18 protein-coding genes are annotated in these 23,297 nt (G+C 73.9%); 6 read left to right on the forward strand and 12 right to left on the reverse strand.

Features of this window, described 5'->3' with window-relative positions; translation table 11 throughout:
- The first annotated feature begins 203 nt into the window (after positions 1-203).
- Complete coding sequence (locus tag BFV98_RS27255; RefSeq protein WP_255368265.1) at positions 204-3,128, forward strand: AAA family ATPase; 2,925 nt, start codon at positions 204-206, stop codon at positions 3,126-3,128.
- A gap of 352 nt (positions 3,129-3,480) precedes the next feature.
- Here BFV98_RS27255 and BFV98_RS27260 read toward each other — a convergent pair whose 3' ends face one another.
- Complete coding sequence (locus tag BFV98_RS27260; protein ID WP_255368266.1) at positions 3,481-5,211, reverse strand: DUF423 domain-containing protein; 1,731 nt, start codon at positions 5,209-5,211, stop codon at positions 3,481-3,483.
- 60 nt (positions 5,212-5,271) lie between these two features.
- Positions 5,272-6,261, reverse strand: a complete 990-nt coding sequence (gene lipA / locus BFV98_RS27265) for a lipoyl synthase (protein ID WP_013287743.1) — start codon at positions 6,259-6,261, stop codon at positions 5,272-5,274.
- 412 nt (positions 6,262-6,673) lie between these two features.
- On the opposite strand from lipA, the gene aspS reads away from it, so the two are divergent.
- The gene (gene aspS / locus BFV98_RS27270) at positions 6,674-7,960 is read left to right on the forward strand and encodes an aspartate--tRNA(Asn) ligase (RefSeq protein WP_071098247.1); all 1,287 of its coding nucleotides are present in this window, start codon (positions 6,674-6,676) and stop codon (positions 7,958-7,960) included.
- A 423-nt stretch (positions 7,961-8,383) separates the two neighbouring features.
- Here aspS and BFV98_RS27275 read toward each other — a convergent pair whose 3' ends face one another.
- The 3 genes from BFV98_RS27275 to BFV98_RS27285 form a co-directional block, all read right to left on the reverse strand.
- On the reverse strand, positions 8,384-8,776 hold the full coding sequence (locus BFV98_RS27275; RefSeq protein ID WP_013287741.1) for a VOC family protein: 393 nt from the start codon (positions 8,774-8,776) through the stop codon (positions 8,384-8,386).
- A gap of 5 nt (positions 8,777-8,781) precedes the next feature.
- Positions 8,782-9,423: a lipoyl(octanoyl) transferase LipB gene (gene lipB / locus BFV98_RS27280; protein ID WP_030273076.1), complete on the reverse strand. Its 642-nt coding sequence runs from the start codon at positions 9,421-9,423 to the stop codon at positions 8,782-8,784.
- 74 nt (positions 9,424-9,497) lie between these two features.
- Positions 9,498-11,309: a hypothetical protein gene (locus tag BFV98_RS27285; RefSeq protein ID WP_047892941.1), complete on the reverse strand. Its 1,812-nt coding sequence runs from the start codon at positions 11,307-11,309 to the stop codon at positions 9,498-9,500.
- Between the two features lie 173 nt (positions 11,310-11,482).
- Here BFV98_RS27285 and BFV98_RS27290 point away from each other — a divergent pair, with 173 nt between their 5' ends.
- Positions 11,483-12,724 carry a PHB depolymerase family esterase gene (locus tag BFV98_RS27290; RefSeq protein ID WP_071098248.1) on the forward strand — a complete coding sequence of 414 codons (1,242 nt, stop codon included), beginning with the start codon at positions 11,483-11,485 and terminating at the stop codon, positions 12,722-12,724.
- Between the two features lie 28 nt (positions 12,725-12,752).
- On the opposite strand, the gene BFV98_RS27295 is transcribed toward BFV98_RS27290, so the two are convergent.
- The gene (locus BFV98_RS27295) at positions 12,753-13,652 is read right to left on the reverse strand and encodes a TIGR01777 family oxidoreductase (RefSeq protein WP_071098250.1); all 900 of its coding nucleotides are present in this window, start codon (positions 13,650-13,652) and stop codon (positions 12,753-12,755) included.
- 123 nt (positions 13,653-13,775) lie between these two features.
- On the opposite strand from BFV98_RS27295, the gene BFV98_RS27300 reads away from it, so the two are divergent.
- Together BFV98_RS27300 and BFV98_RS27305 are read left to right on the forward strand one after the other, a co-directional pair.
- A complete protein-coding gene (locus tag BFV98_RS27300; protein WP_013475700.1) occupies positions 13,776-14,246 on the forward strand; it encodes a helix-turn-helix domain-containing protein in 471 nt (156 codons plus the stop codon).
- A gap of 11 nt (positions 14,247-14,257) precedes the next feature.
- The gene (locus tag BFV98_RS27305; protein WP_071098252.1) at positions 14,258-14,806 is read left to right on the forward strand and encodes a PIN domain-containing protein; all 549 of its coding nucleotides are present in this window, start codon (positions 14,258-14,260) and stop codon (positions 14,804-14,806) included.
- Between the two features lie 29 nt (positions 14,807-14,835).
- Here BFV98_RS27305 and BFV98_RS27310 read toward each other — a convergent pair whose 3' ends face one another.
- The 4 genes from BFV98_RS27310 to BFV98_RS27325 all read right to left on the reverse strand — a co-directional run bounded on the left by BFV98_RS27310 (position 14,836) and on the right by BFV98_RS27325 (position 18,835).
- Positions 14,836-15,846: an aldo/keto reductase gene (locus BFV98_RS27310; protein ID WP_071098254.1), complete on the reverse strand. Its 1,011-nt coding sequence runs from the start codon at positions 15,844-15,846 to the stop codon at positions 14,836-14,838.
- A gap of 11 nt (positions 15,847-15,857) precedes the next feature.
- Positions 15,858-16,805 (reverse strand): TIGR03621 family F420-dependent LLM class oxidoreductase, encoded by a 948-nt coding sequence (locus BFV98_RS27315; protein ID WP_071098256.1) that lies wholly within the window; start codon positions 16,803-16,805, stop codon positions 15,858-15,860.
- 83 nt (positions 16,806-16,888) lie between these two features.
- Positions 16,889-18,223, reverse strand: a complete 1,335-nt coding sequence (locus BFV98_RS27320) for a low temperature requirement protein A (RefSeq protein ID WP_071098258.1) — start codon at positions 18,221-18,223, stop codon at positions 16,889-16,891.
- Between the two features lie 45 nt (positions 18,224-18,268).
- The gene (locus tag BFV98_RS27325; RefSeq protein WP_013475705.1) at positions 18,269-18,835 is read right to left on the reverse strand and encodes a TetR/AcrR family transcriptional regulator; all 567 of its coding nucleotides are present in this window, start codon (positions 18,833-18,835) and stop codon (positions 18,269-18,271) included.
- Positions 18,836-18,982: 147 nt separating this feature from the next.
- Here BFV98_RS27325 and BFV98_RS27330 point away from each other — a divergent pair, with 147 nt between their 5' ends.
- Positions 18,983-19,918, forward strand: coding sequence for an SDR family NAD(P)-dependent oxidoreductase (locus tag BFV98_RS27330; RefSeq protein WP_030273064.1), 936 nt, complete (start codon positions 18,983-18,985; stop codon positions 19,916-19,918).
- A 61-nt stretch (positions 19,919-19,979) separates the two neighbouring features.
- Here BFV98_RS27330 and sucB read toward each other — a convergent pair whose 3' ends face one another.
- Together sucB and lpdA are read right to left on the reverse strand one after the other, a co-directional pair.
- The gene (gene sucB, locus BFV98_RS27335) at positions 19,980-21,818 is read right to left on the reverse strand and encodes a 2-oxoglutarate dehydrogenase, E2 component, dihydrolipoamide succinyltransferase (protein ID WP_071098260.1); all 1,839 of its coding nucleotides are present in this window, start codon (positions 21,816-21,818) and stop codon (positions 19,980-19,982) included.
- Positions 21,819-21,884: 66 nt separating this feature from the next.
- Positions 21,885-23,276 carry a dihydrolipoyl dehydrogenase gene (gene lpdA / locus BFV98_RS27340; RefSeq protein ID WP_071098261.1) on the reverse strand — a complete coding sequence of 464 codons (1,392 nt, stop codon included), beginning with the start codon at positions 23,274-23,276 and terminating at the stop codon, positions 21,885-21,887.
- Between the last annotated feature and the right edge of the window lie 21 nt (positions 23,277-23,297).

A 23,297-nucleotide genomic window follows, 5' to 3' on the forward strand; every position in this document is an offset into this window, starting at 1 on the left:
CGGCCGTCGCCGGGCTCGCCGGTGCGGCCGGTGCTGTGGGTCGTGGGGAGTTCGCCGGCCCGGCCGTCCCCGGGAATGTGGGCGCGGCCGGTGCCGTGGGGGAGTTCGCCGGTCCGGCCGTCACGGGGGCGGCCGGACCGGCGGCCATCCGCCGTCCGATCGGCCCGGTAGGGCCGTCGGAGGGCCGTGGCATGCTCGACGGCGTGACCGTACGCGCCGCCAGCACCGTCCTCGTCGGCCGCCGGCCCGAGCTGGCCGCGCTCGGCGACGCGCTGGCCCGGTCCCGGACCGGCGAGCCGGCGACGGTGCTCGTCGGCGGCGAAGCGGGCGTCGGCAAGACCCGGCTGCTGGAGGAGTTCGGCACGCAGGTGGACGCCGCCGGCGCGCGCCTGCTCGTCGGCCAGTGCCTGGAGCTGGGCGAGGCGGGCCTCCCGTTCGCCCCGTTCGCCGCCGCGCTGCGCGACGTGCTGCGCCACGACGGGCCGGCCGCCTTCGCCGGCTACGAGGCGGAGTTCGCCCGGCTGCTGCCGGAGCTGGCCCGGATGCCCGCAGGCGTCGCCGCGCCCGCCGGGCCGGCCCTCGCCGACACCCCGCGCGGCTATCTGTTCGACCTGGTCGCCGAGCTGTTCCGGCGGATCGCCGAGGAACGCCCGCTGGTGCTGGTGATCGAGGACCTGCACTGGGCCGACCGGTCCACCCGGGATCTGATCGGCTTCCTGGTGCGGGCCGCCCGCGCCACCCGCCTGCTGGTGGTCTGCACGTACCGCACCGACGAGCTGCACCGGGGGCACCCGCTGCGGCCGTTCCTCGCCGAGCTGGACCGGGTCCGCGGCGTGGACCGGATCGAGCTGGGCCGCCTCGACCGCGACGGCACCGCCGCCGTGCTGGCCGACCTGCTCGGCACCGAGCAGGTCGCCCGGACCGTCGACGACGTGCACGAACGCACCCAGGGCAACCCGTTCTTCATCGAGGAGCTGGCCGCCGCCGGTGGCCCGGTCGGCTGCGCGGCCATCCCGGAGACGCTGCGCGACCTGCTGCTGGCCCGCGTCGACCGGCTGCCCGAGCCGGCCCAGCGGGTGCTGCGGATCGCCGCCGCCGGGGGCACCCGGTTCGCCCACCAGCTCCTCGCCGAGGTGGCCGGCCTGCCCGAGGCCGAACTGGAGGACGCGCTGCGCGCCGCCGTCGCCGGTCAGCTCGTGGTGGCCGACCCGGACGGCGACTACGAGTTCCGGCACGCGCTGGTCCGCGAGGCCGTGCACGACGACCTGCTGCCGGGCGAGCACGCGCGGCTGCACGCCCGGTACGCCGCGGCGATCGAGGCCAACCCGCACCTGGTCGCCGCCGGTCGCGCGCCGGCCGAGATCGCCCACCACTGGTACGCGGCACACGACCACCCGCGCGCGCTCACCGCGGCCCGGGTCGCCGCCGAGGCGGCGGCCGAGCGGTACGCGTACGCCGAGCAGAGCCGGCTGCTGGAGCGCGTCCTCGAACTCTGGGAGCAGGTGCCCGACGCCGCCGACCGGCTCGGCATGGACCATCTGCGGGTGCTGGAGGACACGCTCACCGCGGCGGTGACCGCCGGAGACCTCAGCCGGGCGCTCACGCTCACCCGGGCCGCGCTGGCCGAGGTCGACTCCGACGCCGAACCGCTGCGCGCCGCGCGCCTGCTCGACCACCGGGGCCGGTTGTTCGCGCTGCTCGGCAAGAGCGACGGCGCGGCCGAGCTGCGCGAGGCGTACCGGTTGGCGGCGGGTGCGCCGCACGGCCCGGAACGGCTCGGCGTGCTCGCCGACATCGCGTCGCACCTGATGAAGGTCGACCCTCGGGAGGCCGCCTCGGTCGCCACCGAGGCCGCGGCCGGCGCGTCCGAGGTCGGCACCGACCTGGTGCTGCTGCCCACCCGGATCGCCCTGCTGCACCGCATCGACGGCACGCCGGAGCTGGGGCTGGCCGAGCTGCGCCGGGTGGAGGCGCGGGCCCGTGCGGCCGACGACTCGTGGGCCCTGGTCAGCGCACTGGTCTTCCTCTCCGACGTGCTCTACGAGCTGGGCCGATACGACGAGTCCGAACAGGCGGCCTCGGCCGGGGTGAGCGAGGCGCGCCGGGTCGGCATCAGCCGCTCGATCGGGGCGTACCTGCTGTCGAACCGGGCCGAGGCGCTGATCGCGCTGGGCCGCTGGGACGAGGCGGACGCCACCTGCGCCGAGGCCGCCCGCATCGACCCGCCCGGCGTGTCCGGGCTGCACTGGCTGCAACTGCGCGCCGGGCTCCACCTCGCCCGCGCCCATCCGGGCGCGGACGAGGTCGTCGGGCGGGCGCTGGCGTTCCTCGGCCGCCCGTACCTCTGGCCGAACCACCGGCTGCCGCTGCACGAGCTGCGCGTGGAGGCCGCGCTCGCCGCCGACGACAAGCCCGAGGCGGTACGCGCGGCGCGCGCCGCCCTGGCCGACGCGCACCTGGCCGACCTGCCCCGCGAGGGCTGGCCGGTGCTGAACGCGCTGGCGCGTACCGCCGCGCTGACCGGGGACGCGACGCTCGCCGCCGACGTGTCGGCGGTGGCCGCCGCGCTGCCGGCCCGGCACCCGGCCGAGCACGCCCACGCCGCCCACGTCACCGCGATCCTCGGCGGGACGGCGCCCACCGGTCCCGCCGACGCGCTCGCCGCGTGGCGGGCGACGGTGGCGGCGTGGCGGACGGCCGGGCAGCCGTACCCGCTGGGCCGGGCGCTGCTCGGGCTGGCCGAGGCGGCCGCGGCAGCGGGCGAGCGGGACGAGGTGGCCGCCGCGGTACGGGAGACGGCCGAGCTGGCCGCCCGGCTGGGTGCCACCCCGCTGGGCGAGCAGGCGGCGACGCTTGCCCGCCGGGTCGGGCTGCGCGGCACCGGGCGCCCCGGGCCGGACCTGCTGACCAGCCGGGAGCAGGAGGTGCTGCGGCTGGTCGCCGAGGGGCACAGCAACAGCCGGATCGCCGAGCGCCTGTTCATCTCGCCGAAGACGGCGAGCGTGCACGTCTCCCGGATCATCGCCAAGCTCGACGTGACCAACCGGGTGGAGGCCGCCGCGCTGGCGCACCGCCTCGGCCTGCTCGACCCCCAGCCACCCGTCCCGGCACAGCGCCGCGCCAGGTAGCGCGCCGGACCATCCCGCTTCGCGTCAGGACGCGCCGGGCCGGTCGAGCGTCGGGCCGGTCGAGCGTCGGGCCGGTCGAGCGTCGGGCCGGTCGAGCGTCGGGCCGGTCGAGCGTCGGGCCGGTCGAGCGTCGGGCCGGTCGAGCGTCGGGCCGGTCGAGCGTCGGGCCGGTCGAGCGTCGGGCCGGCCGGGCGTCGGGCCGGCCGGGCGTCGGGCCGGTCGAGCGTCGGGCCGGCCGGGCGTCGGGCCGGTCGAGCGTCGGGCCGGTCGAGCGTTAGGCCGGCCGGACGCCGGGCCAGCCGACCGTCACAGCCGAGCGCCGGGCCGGGCCGGTAGCCGTGCCGGGCCTGCGTCAGCGGCGGGGCAGGTAGATCCGCCAGCCGGCCACGGTGACGACGTCGAGCGTCCCCGATTCGGCGCCGACGCGTTCGTCCAGCCGCGCGGCCAGCGGCGAGCCGGCCGGTGCCACCCACGCCGCGTCCGGGTCGGCGGCCACCTCCCGCCGGTACGCGGGCAGCCTGTCGAAACCGGGGGTCAGGTCGTCGTCGACCACGGCGCAGAGCACGTTCTCGCCTGTCGCGTAGGTGAGCCGGTTGCACGTCCAGTAGCCGCCGCGGACGTTCCGCACGTCGAGCGCGCCGAGCGTGTCCACGAGCGACCGGTGCCGGTCCGCCTCGGCGTGCACGCCCGGCGCGGTCCGCGCCACGTCCACAGTGGCCGCCACGCCGGTGCCGAGCACCCCCGCGATAACCGCCAGCGCCCCGACCCCCGCCATCCGGGCCCTCCGCCCAGCCGGCAGCCCGCCCGCCGCCTTGATCGACTCCACTTCGGGGAGATGGCGGTATCCACCCTCCTCCGATGCCGCCACCTCGGCGAGCTGGCGGCGCGCCGTCAGCCGGCGGGCGGCGAACGGGTGAGCAGCGAGCGGGCGGGCGGCCTGCCACAGTGGCCAGAGCAGGGCCGGCACGGCGACCGCCAGGCACGACAGGTAGCGGCTGCTCTCGATCGGCGTCTGCCCGGCCGCGTTGCTCACCGCGTACGCGCCGAGCACACCCGCCGCGCCGCCGAGCAGCGCGAGCCGCACCCCGGCCTGCACCCGCTCCGGTGAGCCCGGCCCGCCCGAGGTACGGCGAAGCGTGTGCCACGCGGTGAACGCGGCGAGCACCAGCAGCACCGGGAAGACGACGGCCCACCAGAGCTGCCAGGTGGCACACCGGCCGGGGGAGCAGAAGCCCATCGCCAGCGGCGGCCCGAGGACCAGCGCGCCGTGCAGCCGGTCCGCCCAGTCGGCCGGTGTGCCCGTGCCACCGGCCGCCAGTACCGCGGTCACCGGGTTGCGGCCGTGCCGGATGCTGTCCACGAGCATCGGCGCCGCGCCCAGCAGCAGCGCGGCGGTCAGCACCACCCCGGCCCGGCCGGCCAGCTCCCGCCACCGGCGGGCTACGAGCAGCGCGCCGAGCGTCAGCACGTACGGCAGGATCAGCGGATCCACCCAGAGCAGCACTCCGGCGACCAGTCCCCAGGCCGCCCAGCGGGGCAGCCGCGCGCCCGCCCCGGTCAGGCAGAGCCCGACCGTCAGCAGCGCCAGCGCGGCACCGGCCGGGTTCAGCTCCGGGTAGCCGCCACCGGCGATCAGCTGGTTCTTCACCACCCGGTCCGCGCCGAGCGCCAGCACGGCGACCACCAGCAGGGCGTACCAGCGGTCACCGCCGAGCCGCCGGGTCAGCCGCCAGGACAGCAGCAGGAACAACGCGTACAGCGCCAGCGTGGGCACCCGCAGCACGAGCACCGACGGTCCGGCCAGCGCGACCAGCGGCGCGGCCAGGTACGCCTCCAGCGTGCCCATGTACGCCTGGCCGTAGAACCACACCGGGAAGCCGTCACCGCGGGCGATGTGCAGGGCGGCCAGCCCCATCGTCGCCTCGTCGCTGTTGGTGGGCGGCGCGTCGGCGAACAGCAGCGCCAGCCGGTAGCCCACACCGGCGAACCCGACCAGCAGGGCGAGCAGCGTCGGCAACGGCAGCCGCCGGGGCGTACGAGGGCGCACGGCTTCGCGTGGCTCCTCGCGTACCCCGGCGGTCATGCCTGTGATCATGGCATCCGGCAGGCGGCCGGCGGCGGGTGACGCGGTGGTCGGCCGGCCTCAGCCGGCGACGGTGACCTCCCGGCGGGCGTCGAGCGCCTGCTGGTAGAGGCGGCCCGCGCGGTACGACGAGCGGACCAGGGGACCACTCATCACGCCCGCGAAGCCGATCTCCTCGGCCTCCTCGCGCAGCTCGACGAACTCCTCCGGCTTGACCCAGCGGGTCACCGGGTGGTGCCGGGGGGAGGGACGCAGGTACTGCGTGATGGTGATCAGTTCGCAGCCCGCCTCGTGCAGGTCGCGCAGCGCCTGGGACACCTCGGCGCGCTCCTCGCCCATGCCGAGGATCAGGTTGCTCTTGGTGACCAGGCCGTCGGCCCGCGCCTGGCGGATCACGTCCAGCGAACGCTCGTAGCGGAACGCCGGGCGGATCCGCTTGAAGATGCGCGGCACGGTCTCCACGTTGTGCGCCAGCACCTCGGGCCGCGAGCCGAAGACCTCGGCGAGCTGCTCGGGCACCGCGTTGAAGTCGGGGATCAGCAGCTCGACACCGCAGCCGGACTGAAGCGCGTGGATCTGCCGGACCGTCTCGGCGTAGAGCCAGGCCCCGCCGTCGGGCAGGTCGTCGCGGGCGACACCGGTGATGGTCGCGTAGCGCAGACCCATCGCGGCGACCGACTCGGCGACGCGCCGCGGCTCGTCGGCGTCGAACTCGGCCGGCTTGCCGGTGTCGATCTGGCAGAAGTCGCAGCGCCGGGTGCACTGGTCACCACCGATGAGGAAGGTGGCCTCCCGGTCCTCCCAGCACTCGTAGATGTTGGGGCAGCCGGCTTCCTGGCACACGGTGTGCAGCCCTTCGCGCGAGACGAGCCCGCGCAACTGGGTGTACTCCGGGCCCATCTTGGCCTTGACCTTGATCCACGGCGGCTTGCGCTCGATCGGCGTCTCGGCGTTGCGCGCCTCGATCCGCAGCATCCGCCGCCCCTCCGGGGCGACAGTCGCGGTGCGCGCTGGCTGCTCAGTCGTCGGCGCGGATTGCTCGATCGTCACAAAACCGAGCGTACGCCGGTCGGTGCCGGTCGATGAACGAGGGCGACGGCCGTCACGCCGGAATGGCTGTGACACCGGACACCAAGGGCGAAAAAACCCGGTCACAGCGCGGCGCGTGCGGTGCTAGCGTGCCGGGCAGAGCTGTGACGGAGCCGAGTAACGGGCCGATCCGCCAGTCGAGAGAGCCGCCGGTTGCTGTGAGGCGGTCTGGCGCCGGTCCGCGAAGACCCTCCCGAGCTGCGGGAAGAACGGCGTTTCGCGCCCAGTAGAGCCCGCCCGGCCGGCCCCGGTGAAAAGGCGACGAACGAGGCTCCCGCCCTGGCGGGGGCGAAGGTGTGGTGGCACCGCGAGGTTCCCGCTCGCCCACACCTCCCTGGGGATCGCGTTGCGATTGGTCAAGGAGGTAGTCGTCGTGCAACGCATCCTGTCCACAGAACTCCCCGCCCGTGTGGGCGCCACAGTGCGGCTCGCCGGCTGGGTCCACCGCCGCCGGCTGCTCAAGTCGGTGGCCTTCCTGATCGTCCGGGACGCCGCCGGGCTCGCCCAGGTGGTGGTCGCCGCGCCCGCCGTGCGGGAGCAGGTCGAGGCGCTCACCGAGGAGACTGTCGTCGAGGTCGTCGGCACGGTGGTCGCGAACCCCACCGCGCCCGCCGGGGTCGAGGTCGTCGAGCCGACGGTACGTCCGCTCGGGCCGCCCGCCGTCCCGCCCCCGTTCGACCTGTACCGGCCGGTGCTCACCGCCACCCTGCCCACCCAGCTCGACCACGCGCCGGTCGCGCTGCGGCACCCGGTCCGCTCCGCCGCGCTGCGGATCTCGGCGGCGGCCGTGTCCGGCTTCCGGGCCACGCTCGACGGGCGGGGCTTCGTCGAGGTGCACACGCCGAAGGTGGTCGCCTCGTCCACCGAGAGCGGAGCTAACGTGTTCGCGCTGGACTGGTTCGGGCGGCCGGCCTACCTGGCGCAGTCGCCGCAGTTCTACAAGCAGCTCATGGTCGGCGTCTTCGAGCGGGTGTACGAGGTGGGGCCGGTGTTCCGCGCCGAGCCGCACGACACGGTGCGCCACCTGGCCCAGTACACGTCGCTCGACGTGGAGCTGGGCTTCGTGGCCGACCACCGGGACGTCATGGCGGTGCTGCGGGAGACGCTGGCCGGGATGGTGGCGACGGTCGGCGAGCGGGCCGGTGGCGCGCTGGCGACGCTCGGCGTGACGGTGCCGGAGGTGCCGGCCGAGATCCCGGCGGTGCACTTCACCGACGCGCTGAAGATCGCCGGAGCGCCGGCGGACGAACCCGACCTTGCGCCGGCGCACGAGCGGGCGCTGGGGGAGTGGGCGCTCCGCGAGCACGGCAGCGACTTCCTCTTCGTCACCGGGTACCCGATGGCGAAGCGCCCCTTCTACACCCATCCGGACCCGGCCCGGCCCGCGTACTCCAACGGTTTCGACCTGCTGTTCCGGGGCGTGGAGCTGGTGACCGGCGGGCAGCGGCTGCACCGGCACGCCGACTACCTGGCCGCCCTGGCGGCGCGCGGCGAGCCGGTGGAGCCGTACGCCGGGTACGTGGACGCGTTCCGGCACGGCATGCCGCCGCACGGCGGTTTCGCGATCGGGCTGGAGCGGTTCGTCGCCCGGCTGACCGGGGCGGCGAATGTCCGGGAGGTGACCGCTTTCCCGCGCGACCTGCACCGCCTCACGCCCTGACGGCGGGGCGCGGGCTCGCCATCGGGACCGTCGGTCTCGCCGCTTGCTCTCCGGAATCGGCTCGGATCTGCCACTGATAGTGACGATAGGTCGCTCGGCCTTGTGGTCACGCTCGGTGAGGGTTGTTTCGGGGTGGTCGAGCTGCCCTCAACGCCGGTGGATTGCGCTGAGCTGGGGTTATGGCGGACAGCCCTCGGGAGGGAGGGAAGGGTGTCTGCGCCCTTTGCTCTGCAGCCACTGGCGCAGCGGTTGACCGGGAGTGACCGTTGCGGATCCGGCTGCAGAGCAAAGTCGGCGGGAGGCCACATGCTGCGGGCGCAGCCTTGTGACTCAACGTGACCGACGGCGAGGCGGGGCCTGGGTGGGCGGCGGGTCTGGGCGGGCGGCGATCCGGACCGGTCGCACACCGCGCCGCCCGAGCGGTCAGGCCGGGCCGAGCAGGTCCCAGGAGTTGCCGGCGATGTCGCGGAAGACCGCGACCCGGCCGTACGGCTCGGTGCGGGGCGGCCGGACGAACTCGACGCCCGCGTCGACCATCCGGCGGTGCACCGCCTCGAAGTCGTCGACCTGGAGGAAGAAGCCCACCCGGCCGTGGGTCTGGTCGCCGACCGCGCCGGCCTGGTGCTCGCCGTCGGCACGGGCCAGCAGCAGGCCGGTGCCGCCGCCCGGCGGGCGTACGACCACCCAGCGCTTGGGCCGGCCGTCGTTCGTCAGCGACGGCTTGTCCTCGGCCAGCTCGAACCCGAGCACCTCGGTGAAGAAGGCGATCGCGGGGTCGTACTCGGTCACGACGAGCGTGACCAGGTCGAGCCGCACGGGGCTCAGACCTGCGTCAACGTCGGCAGGTGCCGCTCGACCACCGGCAGCACGTCGGCGACGGTGATCGGCCGGCCCAGCTCGGCGGTCAGCGAGGTGACCCCGGCGTCGCGGATGCCGCAGGGCACGATCCGGTCGAAGAAGCCCAGGTCGCAGTCGCAGTTGACGGAGAAGCCGTGCAGCGTGACGCCGCGGGCCACCCGGATGCCGATGGCGGCGACCTTGCGGGCCGGGCCCCGGTCGTCCTCCGGCACCCACACGCCGCTGCGTCCCTCGACCCGGCCGGCGGACAGCCCGAACTCGGCGCAGACGTCGATCAGGAGCTGCTCGGTGCGCCGGACGTACGCGACCACGTCGACCGGGTCGGGCAGCCGGACGATCGGGTAGCCGACGAGCTGCCCCGGACCGTGCCAGGTGATCTTCCCGCCGCGGTCCACGTCCACCACCGGGGTGCCGTCCATCGGCCGGTCCCACGGCTCGGTGCGCTTGCCGGCGGTGTAGACGCTGGGGTGCTCCAGCAGCAGCACCGTGTCGCCCTGCTCGCCGGCCACCACCGCCTCGTGCAGCCGGCGCTGCTCGTCCCAGGCGGCCTGGTAGTCGAGCAGGCCTGCGCGGACGGCGGTCAGCCCGGAAGTCGTCACGCTCACCCGTCCAGCCTAGTCCCGCCCTCCGGGAACCGGACCCGTGAGCCTCGTCGCCATCGCGGGGGACACGGCGACGGTCAGGCCGGCACCCGCCACAGCCAGACGTCCTCCACCCGCTCGGGCGGGCCGAGCAGCGCGGTGGCGGTGCGCCGCAGCGCCTCCTCGTCGACGTCGAACTTGGCGCCGTGCACCCGGTCCGGCAGCACCACCGCCTGGACCCCCCAGTAGCGCAGGTCCGCCCGGGACTCGCGGATGCTGCCGTCGGTGATGATCGGCACCAGCCCGGTCCGGCCCGCCTGGTCCATCAGTGAGTCGAAGGTGCGCGGCACCGGGCCGATCCGGCCCCGGCCCTCCGGCCCGCCGGGCCCGAGGAAGAAGCCGGACGGGATCCGGAACTCACCCTGCCGGTGGGCGAGCGCGTACGCCTGCCAGCGCTGCCCGTCCGGGTAGACGTCCACGGTCAGCGGCAGCGGCGTCAGCACCCCGTCGGGCGGGACGTAGCGCTGCCAGGCGCCGCTGGTGATGAACTGCGGGATCGGCTCGCGGACGCTGGTCAGCAGCGGCGTGGGCACCAGCGGCAGCAGCGCCGCGGCGAAGCCCAGCGCCCAGGCGAGCCCGCTCACCCGGCGCCGGGGCGGCCGGGCGCGCAGCGAGTCGATCGCGTACGCCAGCAGCAGACCGATGACCGGCGCGACCACGAGCGCCAGCCGGGACGGCAACGCCGCGTTGATCACCGGCAGGTTGTCCAGCACCCCGAACGGCAGCGTCTGGTCGAAGCGGCGGCCGTTCCACTTCACAGTGGGCCCCCACGACAGCACCGCGAAGACCACTGCGGTCACCCCGAGCGCCGCGAGGGTGGCCCGGAACGCGCGGTCCGCGCGCCGCCACAGCAGCGCGAAGCAGGCGGCGGCGAGCAGGAGCAGCGGTACGCCGAAGAACGAGTTCTCCTCCGTCGGGTTGGGCGCGAGCGAGGTGCCCCACCCGGCCCAGCCCGCGAGCGACCGGCGCGGATAGGACCCGTACGCGGCGATGTCCTCGGAGTGGATCAACGGGTCGAACCCGGTGCCGTGGAACCGTTGCGGTCCGAGGAAGTGCAGCCACAGCGGGTACGCCAGCAGTGCCCCGGCGACGAGCGCTGTCACGCCCAGCCCGGCCGCCATCCGGGGCAGCGCGGCGCGTACCTCGGACCGGCGGGCCGGGTGCAGCGCCCACACCGCGAGGAACACGCCGAGCGCCAGCGCGGTGAAGAACAGACCCTCGGCGGCGATCGAGAACGCGACAGCCACCAGCAGGCCGAGCACGATCCCGCCGGTGACCGCCCGGCCCGGACGGCGCAGCCGGAACACGCCCCAGATCAGCAGCGGCACCAGCCAGCCCGCGGTCCAGTTCAGGTGCGCGTTGGCGTGCGACACCATCGCCGGGCAGAAGGCGATGAACAGCGCGCCCACCCCGGCGGCCAGCCGGCTGCGCACCAGGTGCCGGCTGAGCAGCCAGTACCAGGCCACCGCCGTCGCGGCCAGGTTGAGCGTGAGGATCACCAGGAACGTCGCGGGCGGCCCGATCAGGTACGTCAGCGGCGCGAAGACCGCCGCGTACACGGTGATCGAGGTGTTCACCGCGAGGTTCACCCCGTCCGGGACGTTGATCAAGGTGGTGTACAGCGGGTTCTGCCCGTGGGTCAGCGCGTGCCCGCCGAACGCCAGCAGCCACTCGAACAGCGCCTGGTCACTGGAGTTGACGGTGATCGCGCGGCTGTTCGGATCCCGCCACATGCCACTCGTCACCCAGAGGGCCAGGGCCAGCGCGGCGAGCGTGACCAGCAGGTCGGCGCGCCGGTCGCGGACGCGCGTCGGCGCCGGGCCGGCGGCCGGGGACGGGGAGGAGGGCACGCAGCGGACGTTACCAACCGGACCTGGGCAGACCGCCCGGACACGGAACTCGCCGCACACTTCGGTGACCGTGAATGTGTGAGCGGCGGCCATTCCGGTGTGACGAAACGCGGCCGTAACGTCTCGGCAACTCGGAGGTGACTCAGTTCACATTCCACGATCGGGAGGTCCCCGTGCCCCGCTCCTCATCCCTCATCGCCCGCGTCGCCGGGGCGGCGGCCGGGGTCGTGCTGGCCGCGGCCACCGCGCTGGTCGCCGCCCTTCCCGCCCAGGCCGCCTCGCTGACCCAGGTCACCGGTTTCGGCTCCAACCCCGGCAACCTGGCCATGTACGCGTACCGCCCGGACGGCCTGCCCACCGGCGCGCCCGCCGTGGTGCTGCTGCACGGGTGCGTGCAGAACGCCTCGACGTACGTCACCAACTCCGGCTGGCAGAAGTACGCCGACCAGTGGAAGTTCACGCTCATCGCGCCGCAGCAGCCCAGCGGCAACAACGCCAACTCCTGCTTCAACTGGTTCGAGACCGGTGACACCGCACGCGGCCAGGGCGAGGCGCTGTCGATCAAGCAGATGGTCGACTACGCCAAGACCACCTACGGCACCGACGGCGCCCGCGTCTACGTCAGCGGCCTCTCCGCCGGTGGCGCGATGAGCGCGGCCATGCTCGCCGCCTACCCCGACGTCTTCGCCGGCGGCTCGATCATCGCCGGCATCCCGTACCGCTGCGCCACCAGCACCGTCACCGCGTTCAGCTGCATGAACCCGGGCGTGGACAAGACCCCGGCGCAGTGGGGCGACCTGGTCCGCGGCGCGTACGCCGGATACACCGGCAAGCGCCCCCGCGTGGCGATCTGGCACGGCACCAGCGACACCACCGTGGCGACCGCGAACGCCGCCGAGTCGCGGGACCAGTGGACGAACGTGCTGGGCCTGTCGACCACCCCGACCAGCACGTCCACGCTGCCGGCCGGCACCGGCCTGGAGGTCTACGGCGCCGACCAGGTCCGCCTCTACCGGGTCTCCGGGATGGGCCACGGCACCCCCGTCGACCCGGGTACGGGCGCGGACCAGTGCGGCACCGCCGGGGCGTACTTCCTGGACACCATCTGTTCGACGTACCGGGACGCGGTCTTCTTCGGGCTCGGCGGTGGCGGCGCCTCGCCGAGCCCGACCCCGACGGCCACCGCGTCACCCACGCCGACGGCCTCGCCCACGCCGACCGCCTCGCCCACGCCGACCAGCGCGCCGGTCTGCGTCACCGCCAGCAACTACGCGCACGTGGTGGCCGGGCGGGCCTACCAGTCCGGTGGCTACGCCTACGCGCTCGGCAGCGGGCAGCGGATGGGCCTCTACAACACCTTCTACAAGAGCACGCTGAAGCAGACCGGGCCCGCGTACTGGGTGATCGGCTGCTGATCCGCCGCGTCGCGCCGCCCTCGGCCGGTCACTCGGAGAGGGCGGCGCGCAGCGCGCCCGCCAGGTCCGGGTGCGCCCAGGAGAAGCCGGCCTTGTCGAGCACGGCGGGCAGCACCCGCGCGCTGGTCAGCGCCTCCTGCGCGAAACCGCCGAGCGCCACCTTCAGCGCCACCGCCGGGATCGGCATGATCGCCGGGCGGTGCAGCTGGCGGGCCAGTTCCCTGGTGAACTCGGCGTTGGTGACCGGCGCCGGGCCGACCACGTTCACCGCGCCGGCGATGCCGTCGCGGTTCAGCAGGAACTTCGCGGCGTCGAGCCAGTCCCGCATCGAGATCCACGGCAGCCACTGCCGCCCGTTGCCCAGCTTGCCGCCGACGCCGAGCCGGAACGGCAGCAACTGCGGCTTGAGCAGGCCGCCGTCGCGGTGCAGCGGCAGTCCGGTACGCAGGCGCACCACCCGTACGCCCGCGTCCTCGGCCGGGCGGGTCGCGGCCTCCCAGACGCGGCAGACATCGGCGAGGAACCCCTCACCCGCAGGTGCCTCCTCGGTTACCGTCCGGTCGCCGGTGTTGCCGTACCAGCCGACGGCGGAGGAGTTCAGCAGCACCGTCGGCCGGTCGGCGGCGGGCAGGCCGGCGATCGTGATGGCGAGCGTGGTGGTGCTGTCCACCCGGCTGGTCCGGATCACCTTCCGGTACTCGTCGTTCCAGCGCTTGTCGCCCACCCCGGCGCCGGCCAGGTTCACCACCACGTCGGCGTCGGCGACACACTGCGGGTCCATCTGTGCGGCGGAGGGGTTCCACTGCCGTTCGACGGGTGTGCGTGGCGGGCGGCGGACCAGGCGGGTGACCTGGTGGCCGTCCGCGGTGAGGCAGTCGACCAGTCGGGTGCCGAGGAAACCGGACGCGCCGGCCATGAGGATCCGCATGCTCACATCTTCGAGTACGCGGCGCGATTCGGATGCGTTGAGCGAAATCACTCACTCGTCACGCCCGCCGGTCACGCACGCTAAACGCGTTGCGCTTTTTTCGAATAGAGATACGCTTGCGTCATGAGCAACGCCCTGCGTGAACGTACGGTCCTTCCCCCGGACGACCCGGCTGAGCTGGCCCGGTTCGTGCAGGAACTGCGGAGCGCCGGCGGTCGTGCGCGGGCCAGGCTGGTCGGGCCGGACGGGTCCGAGATCGAGATCCCCGACGAGTTGTACGGCGTGCTGCGGGACGTGGTGACGGCACTGTCCGAAGGGCTCGCGATCTCCATCGCGCCGCACAACACGATGCTGACGACCCAGGAAGCGGCAGACCTGCTCAACATCTCCCGGCCCACGCTGGTCCGGTTGCTGTCCGAGGGCGAGATGCCGTACACGATGCGCGGCCGTCACCGGCGAGTCATGCTCCGGGACGTTCTCGACTACCAGGAGCGGACCCGGCAGGCGCGCCGCCGGACACTCGACCGGATGACCGCCGAAGCCGAGGAAGACGGCCTGTACGACGCGACGGCCACACCGCGCAGGACGAGATGAGCGTGACCTGAGTGGCGTTCCCGGCGTTTCTCGACACCTGCGTCCTCTACCCGGCGAATCTCTGCGACACCCTGCTGCGGCTGGCCGAGGTCGCCGCCTACCGACCCCTCTGGTCCAAGGACGTCCTGGACGAGCTGCGACGCAACCTGATCGTACGAGGCATCGCGGAGGAGCGGGTCGACCGCCGAATCGGCCAGATGGCCGAAGCCTTTCCGGACGCCATGGTCAGCGGGTACGAGTCGCTGATCGACGGCATGTCCAACGATCCCAAGGACCGGCACGTGCTGGCTGCCGCCGTCCGGGCGAACGCGGAGGTGCTGGTCACGTTCAACGTCGGTGACTTCCCCGAGCCGTCGCTCAAGTCCTTCGACATCGTGGCGGTGCATCCGGACGACTTCCTGCTCGATCAGCTGGACCTCTATCCGGGGCAGACACTCGACGTCCTGCACCGGCAGGCAGCGGCCTACCGCAGGGAGCCGACGACCGTACCGGGTCTGCTCGTACTGCTGGGACGCACCGGCCTGCCCCGGTTCGCCGCGGAGGTCCGCCGACACCTCTGAGGCGTCCCCCCGCGGCGAGACCCGGGCGGTCAGGCGTCGGCGGGGGCGGTGCGCAGGTCGGCGAGCAGGCGCTCCACCTCGGCGAACGCGTCCTGCGGCAGCGGCCCGTACGCCAGCGCGCCGAGATTCTCCTCGGCCTGCCCGACGGTCCGGCAGCCGGGGATCGGCAGGGTGTGCGGGCTGCGGGCGAGCAGCCAGCCCAGCGCGCCCTGGGCGAGCGTGCGGCCGTCGGTGGTCAGCGCCTCACGGACCCGGGCCACCCGCTCGGCCCACTCGGCGCGCGGTACGCCGCCGGTGAACCAGTCCAGCCACTCCGGTGCCACGCCGCGCACGTCGTCGTCGCCCCGGGCGGTGGGAGCATCCTGGTACTTCGCGGTGAGCAGGCCCATCGCCAGCGGCCCCCGGTTCAGGGCGGCCAAGTCGAACTCAGCGCAGACCGCGAGCATGGCGGCGTTGTCCCGCAGCACCGACTGGTCGTGCTGGATCGCCGCGCAGTGCGGTCCGGCCTCGGCGAAGGCGCGCGCCGAGGCGGGGTCGTCGGTGCTCCAGCCGTACGCCCGGATCTTTCCTTCGGCGACCAGGTCCTCCAGGGTGCCGACGAGGTCCAGCGCCCGCGGCACCGGCAGGCCGCCCAGGTGGAGCTGGTAGAGGTCGACGTGGTCGGTGCCGAGCCGGCGCAGCGACCCCTCCAGGCTGCGCCGTGCGTAGTCAGGGCTGGCGTCCTCGCCGAGCGCCTGGCGGGTCGCCTCGTCGGTGGGATAGCCGAACTTGGTGGCGATGACCGCGCGGTCCCGGCGGCCGGCGAGCGCGCGCCCGAGCACCCGCTCGCTGTGCCCCGCGCCGTAGTTGCTGGAGGTGTCGAACAGCGTCGCGCCCAGGTCGAGCGCCCGGTGGACGGTACGCACCGACTCGTCGTCGTCCACCTCGCCCCAGCCGAGCGGTTGGGTGCCGTCCCAGAGCGGGCCGCCGATCGCCCAGCAGCCCATACCGATCGCGCTGACCTCGATGCCGCTGCGGCCCAGCCGTCGTGTCGTCGTCATGCGCCCAGTGTTCACTTTCGAGTGTGCTCGAAGTCCAGCCCTTTTCCCGCCAGCCGGGGCAGGAGCGGGGCGAGCGCGTCGACGGCCCCGGCGCGTACCACGAAGCGGGTGACGCCCCAGCGGCGCCGGTGCCCGGCCACGGCCGAGACGATCTCGGCGGGCGTCCCGGCCAGCACGAACGGGGTGGCCAGCACCTCCGCCGGGGTGAGCCCGGTCTCGGCGGCCGTCCCGGCGGCGGCCGCCTCCGCGTCGTCGGTGACGGCGACGTGCTGGACCAGCGCCTCCAGGACCGGCGGCGTCTCCCGGCCGGCCGCTCCGGCCGCCACGTGCGCGAGCTGCGCCTCGATCTGGTCGGCCCGCCACCGGACGGTGTGCTGGTGGCCGTCGGGCAGCGTACGGCCGAAGCCGGCCAGGCCGACCACGTCGGCGTGCCTTCCGGCCCAGCGCAGCAGCGTCGAGTTGGAAGCGCCGACGGTCAGCGGGATCCGGTCCTGGACCGGGCGGGGCCGGTCGAGCCGTGCCGCGTACGTCGTCAGGTCCCCGGTGTCCACGGTGACCTCGTCGCCGGCCAGCAGCGCCCGGACCGCCTCGGCCACCTCGACGCAGCGGCGTACCCGGCCGGCGACGTCCGGGCGCTCGCGCCCGACGGCCCGCCACTCGGCCGGCGTGTGGCCTGCGCCGAGGCCGAGCCGGGCCCGCCCGCCGGAGACCACGTCCAGGGTGGCCACGTCGGCGGCGAGCAGGATCGGCTCGCGTACGCCGGCGTTGGAGACGTACGAGCCGAGGCCCAGCCTGCTGGTCACGGCCGCCGCGGCGGCCAGCGCGACGAACGGCGACGCGCAGGAGCCGGGGTGGTCGGCCGCGAACAGCGCGTCGAAGCCGGCCGCCTCGACGGTACGGGCCAGCTCGGTCCAGCTCGCCGCGTCGGTGGGCTGCGCCTGTACGGAGAAGGTCGCCATCGCCTCAGCATCGGCGCACGCCGCGCCGCCGGCCACCCCGCACACGCAGATTCTGCCGACGGCCGAACGTCACACGGCGGCGTTCATCTGTTCGTGTCGCGGTCCTCGGGTTGCTCGTGCCACCGGGCCCGCCAGGCCGCCTCGTGCGCCTCGTGGCTGGCGCGCTCCTCGAAGACCAGCTTGCGCAGCGCCTGCCGGCCCTCGGCGAAGACGATCACCTCGACGGCCACCATGCCCACTGTGAGGGCGGTCAGGATGCCCAGCGCGGCCAGCCCCGGCACCCGCTCCGCGACCGGGATGGCCACGCCGAGCAGCAGCACCGTCCCGACCCGGGTCCAGCTCACCGTGCGCAGGGTACGCAGCTGGAACAGCATGTTGCCGCACAGGTAGCAGATCACGCCGCCGTACAGCAGCGGCACGCCCGGACCGTGTGCCGGCTCGCTCGGCGGCACGTTCGGGTCGGCGATCCCGTGCACGATCGTCTCGGCGCCGAGCGCGAACAGGATGATGCCCGCGATCATCGGCAGGAACAGGTACGCGTACGCGTCCCGGGCCATCGCCACCCGGGGACCGTCCTGCGCGGCGTGCAGGGCGATCCGGGCGGCCGGCCCGACCATGTCGTAGTGCGCCCACCAGAGCGCGGCGGTGAAGAAGATGCCGAGCACCGCCGCCGCCACGGCCGGCCAGGTGGGCGGCTGGCCGAGCAGGTTGCTGCCCACGCCGACGGAGATGACCGACTCGCCGAGCGCGATGATCAGGATGAGGTCGTATCGCTCGGTCCAGTGTTCGGCGGACGCGACGCCCCAGCCCCACGTGCCGGCGAGGATGCCGGTGCCGTACTGGAGCAGGATGACGCCGGCCCACAGCACGTCCCGCAGCACCGCCGCCGAGAACAGGTCGTCGATCCTCGGCGGCAACAGCGCGGCGACCAGCAGCAGCGCGGTGCTGCCGACCACCTCGGGGGCGAACCGGATCAGTTGCCGGCGCTCGTTCGGGCTGTCCCGGACGGCGTGCCGGTAGAGCAGCAGGTGCACCAGCCGCAGGACGGTGTAGCTGAGCGCCGCGACCATCGGCCCGGCTTCGTTGCCGCGCGGATCGCGGAACGCGTGCGGCAGCGACAGCGCGAACGTGAACAGCGCGGCCATGCCGACTGTCATGAGCACCGGGACGAAGCCCTCGCCGAGGCGTACCCGGGTGGCGACGACGCTGTGCACCACCCACGACCACCAGAGCACGGCGAGGACCAGCAGCGCGTGCAGCAGCGCCCTGCCGGTCACCTCGAGCGCGGTGGCCCGGGTGATGATGAAGAACGAGAAGACGAAGACCAGGTCGAAGAAGATCTCGAACCGGTCGACCCGGGCGCCCGGGGCCACCGGCACGGCCGGCCCCAGGCGTCCCCGCCACCCGTACGAGCCCACCGGCCGAGTCTGTCAGCGCCGGTCCGGGCCGCGGGCCGATTCCGGTCAGCCCGGCCGGTGGCGCAACCCGTCCATCAGCAGGTCGAGCAGGCGTCCGGCCTGGGCACGCTGGTCCGGCTCGCCCGCCACCAGGGAGACCCCGCTGAGGCTGGCGAGCACGTCGGCGGCGGCCACGTCGGCGCGTACGACGCCCGCTGCGGCGCCCGCCGCGAGCAGCGCCCCGAGCGCGGCGAGCAGCAGGTCGCGGCTCTGCGCGTACGGGTTGGCGCCGGAGGCGATGACCAGCCGCAGCGCGTCGGCCATGCCCCGCTTGGTGGCGAGGTAGTCGACGAACCGGTCCATCCAGGCGCGTAGCGCCGCGTCGGCGGGCTGGGCCGCGAGCAGCGCCGGAGCGGCGTCGCAGAGCTTCTCCAGCTCGTTGCGGTACGCCGCCTCGATCAGTGCCTCCCGGCTCGGGAAGTGGCGGTAGAGCGTGCCGATGCCGACGCCGGCGTCCTTGGCGACCCGGTCCAGCGTTACCTCCGGGCCGTCCTGGGAAAACGCCTGGACCGCGGCGTCCAGCAGCCGCTGCCGGTTGCGCAGCGCGTCCGCGCGCAGCTGTCGGTCGGGCACGGGCACTCCTCCCTCGACCGGGTCGCCGGCCCGGCACGATGGTAACCGGAGCCCCCTCCGATTATGCTGGCGGAGTAACGGAGGATCCTCCGCTTCTCATCGTAGCGGGCGGACATCGGTCCGCGTCGCCGTCGACAAGGATGGACCATGACCAGCTCGACACCAGTCACCACCCCGTTCTCCGCCGAGACAACAGCCCTGGAGGTGGTCCGCGACCTGGACCTGACCGACCGGCGGGCCGTCGTCACCGGCGGCGCCTCCGGGATCGGCGTGGAGACCGCCCGCGCGCTCGCCGCCGCCGGAGCCGACGTCACACTCGCCGTCCGCAACACCGAGGCCGGGCAGCGTGCCGCCGACGACATCATCGGCACCACCGGCAACGACCGGATCCTGGTCGCCCCGCTCGACCTCGCCGACCTCGCCTCGGTGGCCGCGTTCGTCCGCACCTGGGACGGGCCACTGCACATGCTCGTCAACAACGCCGGGATCATGGCCTCGCCCGAGATGCGCACCGAGCAGGGCTGGGAGATGCAGTTCGCGACCAACCACCTCGGGCACTTCGCGCTCGCCACCGGGCTGCGCCCGGCGCTCGCCGCGGCCGACGGCGCGCGGATCGTCTCGGTCAGCTCGGCGGCGCACCTGCGCTCGCCGGTGGTGTTCTCCGACATCCACTTCCGGCAGCGGCCGTACGACCCGTGGCTGGCGTACGGGCAGTCCAAGACCGCGAACGTGCTGTTCGCGGTGGAGGCGACCCGCCGCTGGGCCGACGACGGCATCTACACCAACGCGCTGATGCCGGGCGCGATCCGGACCAACCTCCAGCGCTACATCAGCGAGGAGGAGCTGGCGCGGATGCGCAGCGGCAACGCGGCCGCCTTCAAGACCCCGGAGCAGGGCGCGGCGACCTCGGTGCTGGTCGCCACCTCGCCGCTGCTCGACGGCGTCGGCGGCCGGTACTTCGAGGACTGCCAGGAGGCCGGGCCGAACCAGCCGGGCACTCGCACCGGCTGGGCCGCGTACGCCCGGGACCCGGAGGCCGCCGAGCAGCTCTGGACCGTCTCCGAGGCGCACCTGCGCGGCTGACCCGCGGAAACGAGGAAGGGGGCGCGCGGCATGTCGCCGCGCGCCCCTCGCCGTCTCGGATCTACAGACCCAGCTCGGCCTCGAAGTTGCCGCCCTCCAGCCGCTCCTTCACCGCGGTGAGGAAGCGGGCCGCGTCGGCGCCGTCGATCAGCCGGTGGTCGTACGACAGAGCCAGGTAGACCATCGAGCGGATCGCCACGACCTCGCCCAGTTCCGGGTCGTTCACCACGACCGGACGCTTCACCACGGCACCCGTGCCGAGCATCGCCGACTGCGGCGACGGCACGATCGGGGTGTCGAACAGGGCGCCCCGGCTGCCGGTGTTGGTGAGCGTGAACGTCGCCCCGGCCATCTCGTCCGGGGTGATCTTGTTGGCCCGGGTGCGCTCGGCCAGGTCGGCGATCCGCTTGGCCAGGCCACCCATGTTCAGGTCGCCGGCGTTGTGGATGACCGGCGTGAGCAGCCCGCGCTCGGTGTCCACCGCGATGCCCAGGTGCTCGGCGCCCGGGTAGGTGATCGTCCCGCCGTCCAGGTCCATGCTGGCCTGGATGATCGGGTACGTCTGGAGCGCTTCGATCGCGGCCACCGCGAAGAACGGCAGGAAGGACAGCTTCACGCCGTGCTTGGCCTGGAACGAGTCCTTGGCCCGCGCCCGCAGCTTGGCGACCTTGGTGACGTCGACCTCGACGACGGTGGTCAGCTGCGCCGTCTCGTGCAGCGACTGCTGGAGACGCTTGGCGATGATCGAACGGATCCGCGGCAGCTTCTCCGTGGTGCCCCGCTTGGCGCTCGGCTCCGGCTTGGCGGCCGGCTTGGCCGGGGCGGGTGCGGACGGGGCAGCGGCGGCGGCCGGCGCGGGCTTGGCGGCCTTCGCCTTCTCGGCCGCCTCCAGCACGTCCTGCTTGCGGATGCGGCCACCCACGCCGGTGCCCTTGATCGAGCCCAGGTCCACGCCGTGCTCGGCGGCGAGCTTTCGCACCAGCGGCGTCACGTACCCGGCGGCGTCCTCGCCGTACTCGGACGGAACGCTCGGGCGCTGCGCGGCGGCCGGCGCGGCCGGCTGGGCCGCCTGCTCGGCCTTGGCCGGCTGCGCGGCCTGCTCCGCCTCGGCGGCCGGCTCGTTGTAGGACGCGCCCGGCGTGGGCTCCTCGACCTTCGGCTCCGGCTTCGGCTCGGGCTTCGCCTCGGCCTTGGGCTCCGGCTTGGGCTCGGGCTTCGGCTCCGCCTTCGCGGGCGCGGCGCCGGCCACCCCGACGATCGCCAGCACGGCGCCGACGTCGGCGGTCTCGTCCTCGGCGACCTTGATCTCCTGCAGCGTGCCGGCGACCGGCGACGGGATCTCGGTGTCGACCTTGTCGGTGGAGACCTCCAGCAGCGGCTCGTCCACCTCGACGGTCTCGCCGACCTGCTTGAGCCAGCGGGTGACAGTACCCTCGGTGACGCTCTCGCCCAGGGCCGGCATGGTCACCGGCGTGCCCTCGCCCGACGGCGCGGGCTCGGCCGGCTCCTCGACGGCCGGCTGCTCGGCCTCGGCGCCCGGCTCGGCAGCGGCCTCCTCGGCCTCCTGGGCCTGCTCCGGCTCGGGGCCGGTGCCCTCGGCGGCGGCCGTCGGCTCGGTGGCCGGCTCGGCCTTCTCCGGGGGAGCCGCGCCCGCGTCCTCGCCCTCGCCGGCGATGACCGCCAGCTCGCTGCCGACCTCGGCGGTCTCGTCCTCGCCGACCACGATCCGGCTCAGCACGCCCGCCGCGGGGGACGGGATCTCGGTGTCGACCTTGTCGGTCGACACCTCGAGCAGGGGCTCGTCGACCTCGACGGTGTCACCCTCCTGCTTGAGCCAGCGCGTGACGGTGCCCTCGGTGACGCTCTCGCCGAGCCGGGGCATGGTGACCGATACCGGCATGTTCTCCAGACTCCTTCATTCCCCTGGTGGGATCATCGCCCGTCGCCGGACGCCGCGGTTGTCGTGTCAGGCGTGCGCGTGCAGCGGCTTGCCGGCCAGGGCCAGGTGCGCCTCGCCCAGAGCCTCGTTCTGCGTCGGGTGGGCGTGCACGAGCTGCGCCACCTCGGCCGGGTACGCCTCCCAGTTGTAGATGAGCTGCGCCTCGCCGATCAGCTCACCGACCCGGGCGCCGACCATGTGCACGCCGACCACCGGGCCGTCGTCCACCCGGACCAGCTTCACGTGGCCGGCGGTCTTGAGGATCTGGCTCTTGCCGTTGCCGCCCAGGTTGTAGTTGTAGGTCTTGATCTTGTCGGCGCCGTACTGCTCCTTGGCCTTCGCCTCGGTCAGGCCGACCGACGCCAGCTCCGGGTCGCAGTAGGTGACGCGCGGGATGCCGGCCTCGTCGATCACCGCCGGGTTCTTCCCGGCGATCTCCTCGGCGACGAAGATGCCCTGCTGGAAGCCGCGGTGCGCGAGCTGCAGGCCGGGCACGATGTCGCCGACCGCGTAGACGTTCGGCACGCTGGTGCGCAGCCGCTCGTCGGTCAGCACGTAGCCGCGGTCCATCTTGACGCCCTGCTCCTCGTAGCCGAGGCCGGCGGTGTTCGGGCCGCGGCCCACGGCGACCAGCAGCAGCTCGGCCTCGACCGTGTCGCCGCCCTGAATGGTCAGCTTCACGCCCTTGTCGGTCTTCTCGACCTTCTCGAACGGCTTGCCGACCTTGAAGTTGATCTTCCGCTTGCGGAACGCCCGCTCCAGCGCCTTCGACGACTCCTCGTCCTCGGCGGCGACCAGGCGGGGCAGCGCCTCGACGATGGTCACGTCCACGCCGAAGGACTTCCAGACGCTGGCGAACTCGACGCCGATCACGCCGCCGCCGAGCACGATCGCCGACGACGGGATCCGGTCCAGCGTCAGCGCGTGGTCGCTGGTGATGATCCGCTCGCTGTCGACGTCCAGGCCGGGCAGGCTCTTGGCGTACGAGCCGGAGGCCAGCACGATGTTGCGGCCGGTGTAGCGCTTGCCGTCGACCTCGACGACGTTCTTGCCGACCAGCTTGCCGGCGCCCGCCACGAAGGTGATCTTCTTGTTGCCGCCCACCAGGCCCTGGAGGCCCTTGTACAGGCGGGAGATCACGCCGTCCTTGTACGAGTTGACGGCCTTCATGTCGATGCCGACCAGCTCGGCCTTCACGCCGAACTGCTCGGACTCGCGGGTCTGGTCGGCGATCTCGGCGGCGTGCAGCAGCGCCTTGGTCGGGATGCACCCGTTGTGCAGGCAGGTCCCGCCCAGCTTGCTCTTCTCGATGAGGGCGACGGAGAGGTCCAGCTGGGCGGCACGCAGCGCCGCCGCGTAGCCGCCGCTACCACCTCCGAGGATGACGATGTCGAAGGTCGTGTCGTTCGGCTCGCTCACATCCAACTCCCAGGTCGCGTC

This window comes from Micromonospora sp. WMMB235 (assembly GCF_001855515.1).
Lineage (GTDB): Bacteria > Actinomycetota > Actinomycetes > Mycobacteriales > Micromonosporaceae > Micromonospora > Micromonospora aurantiaca.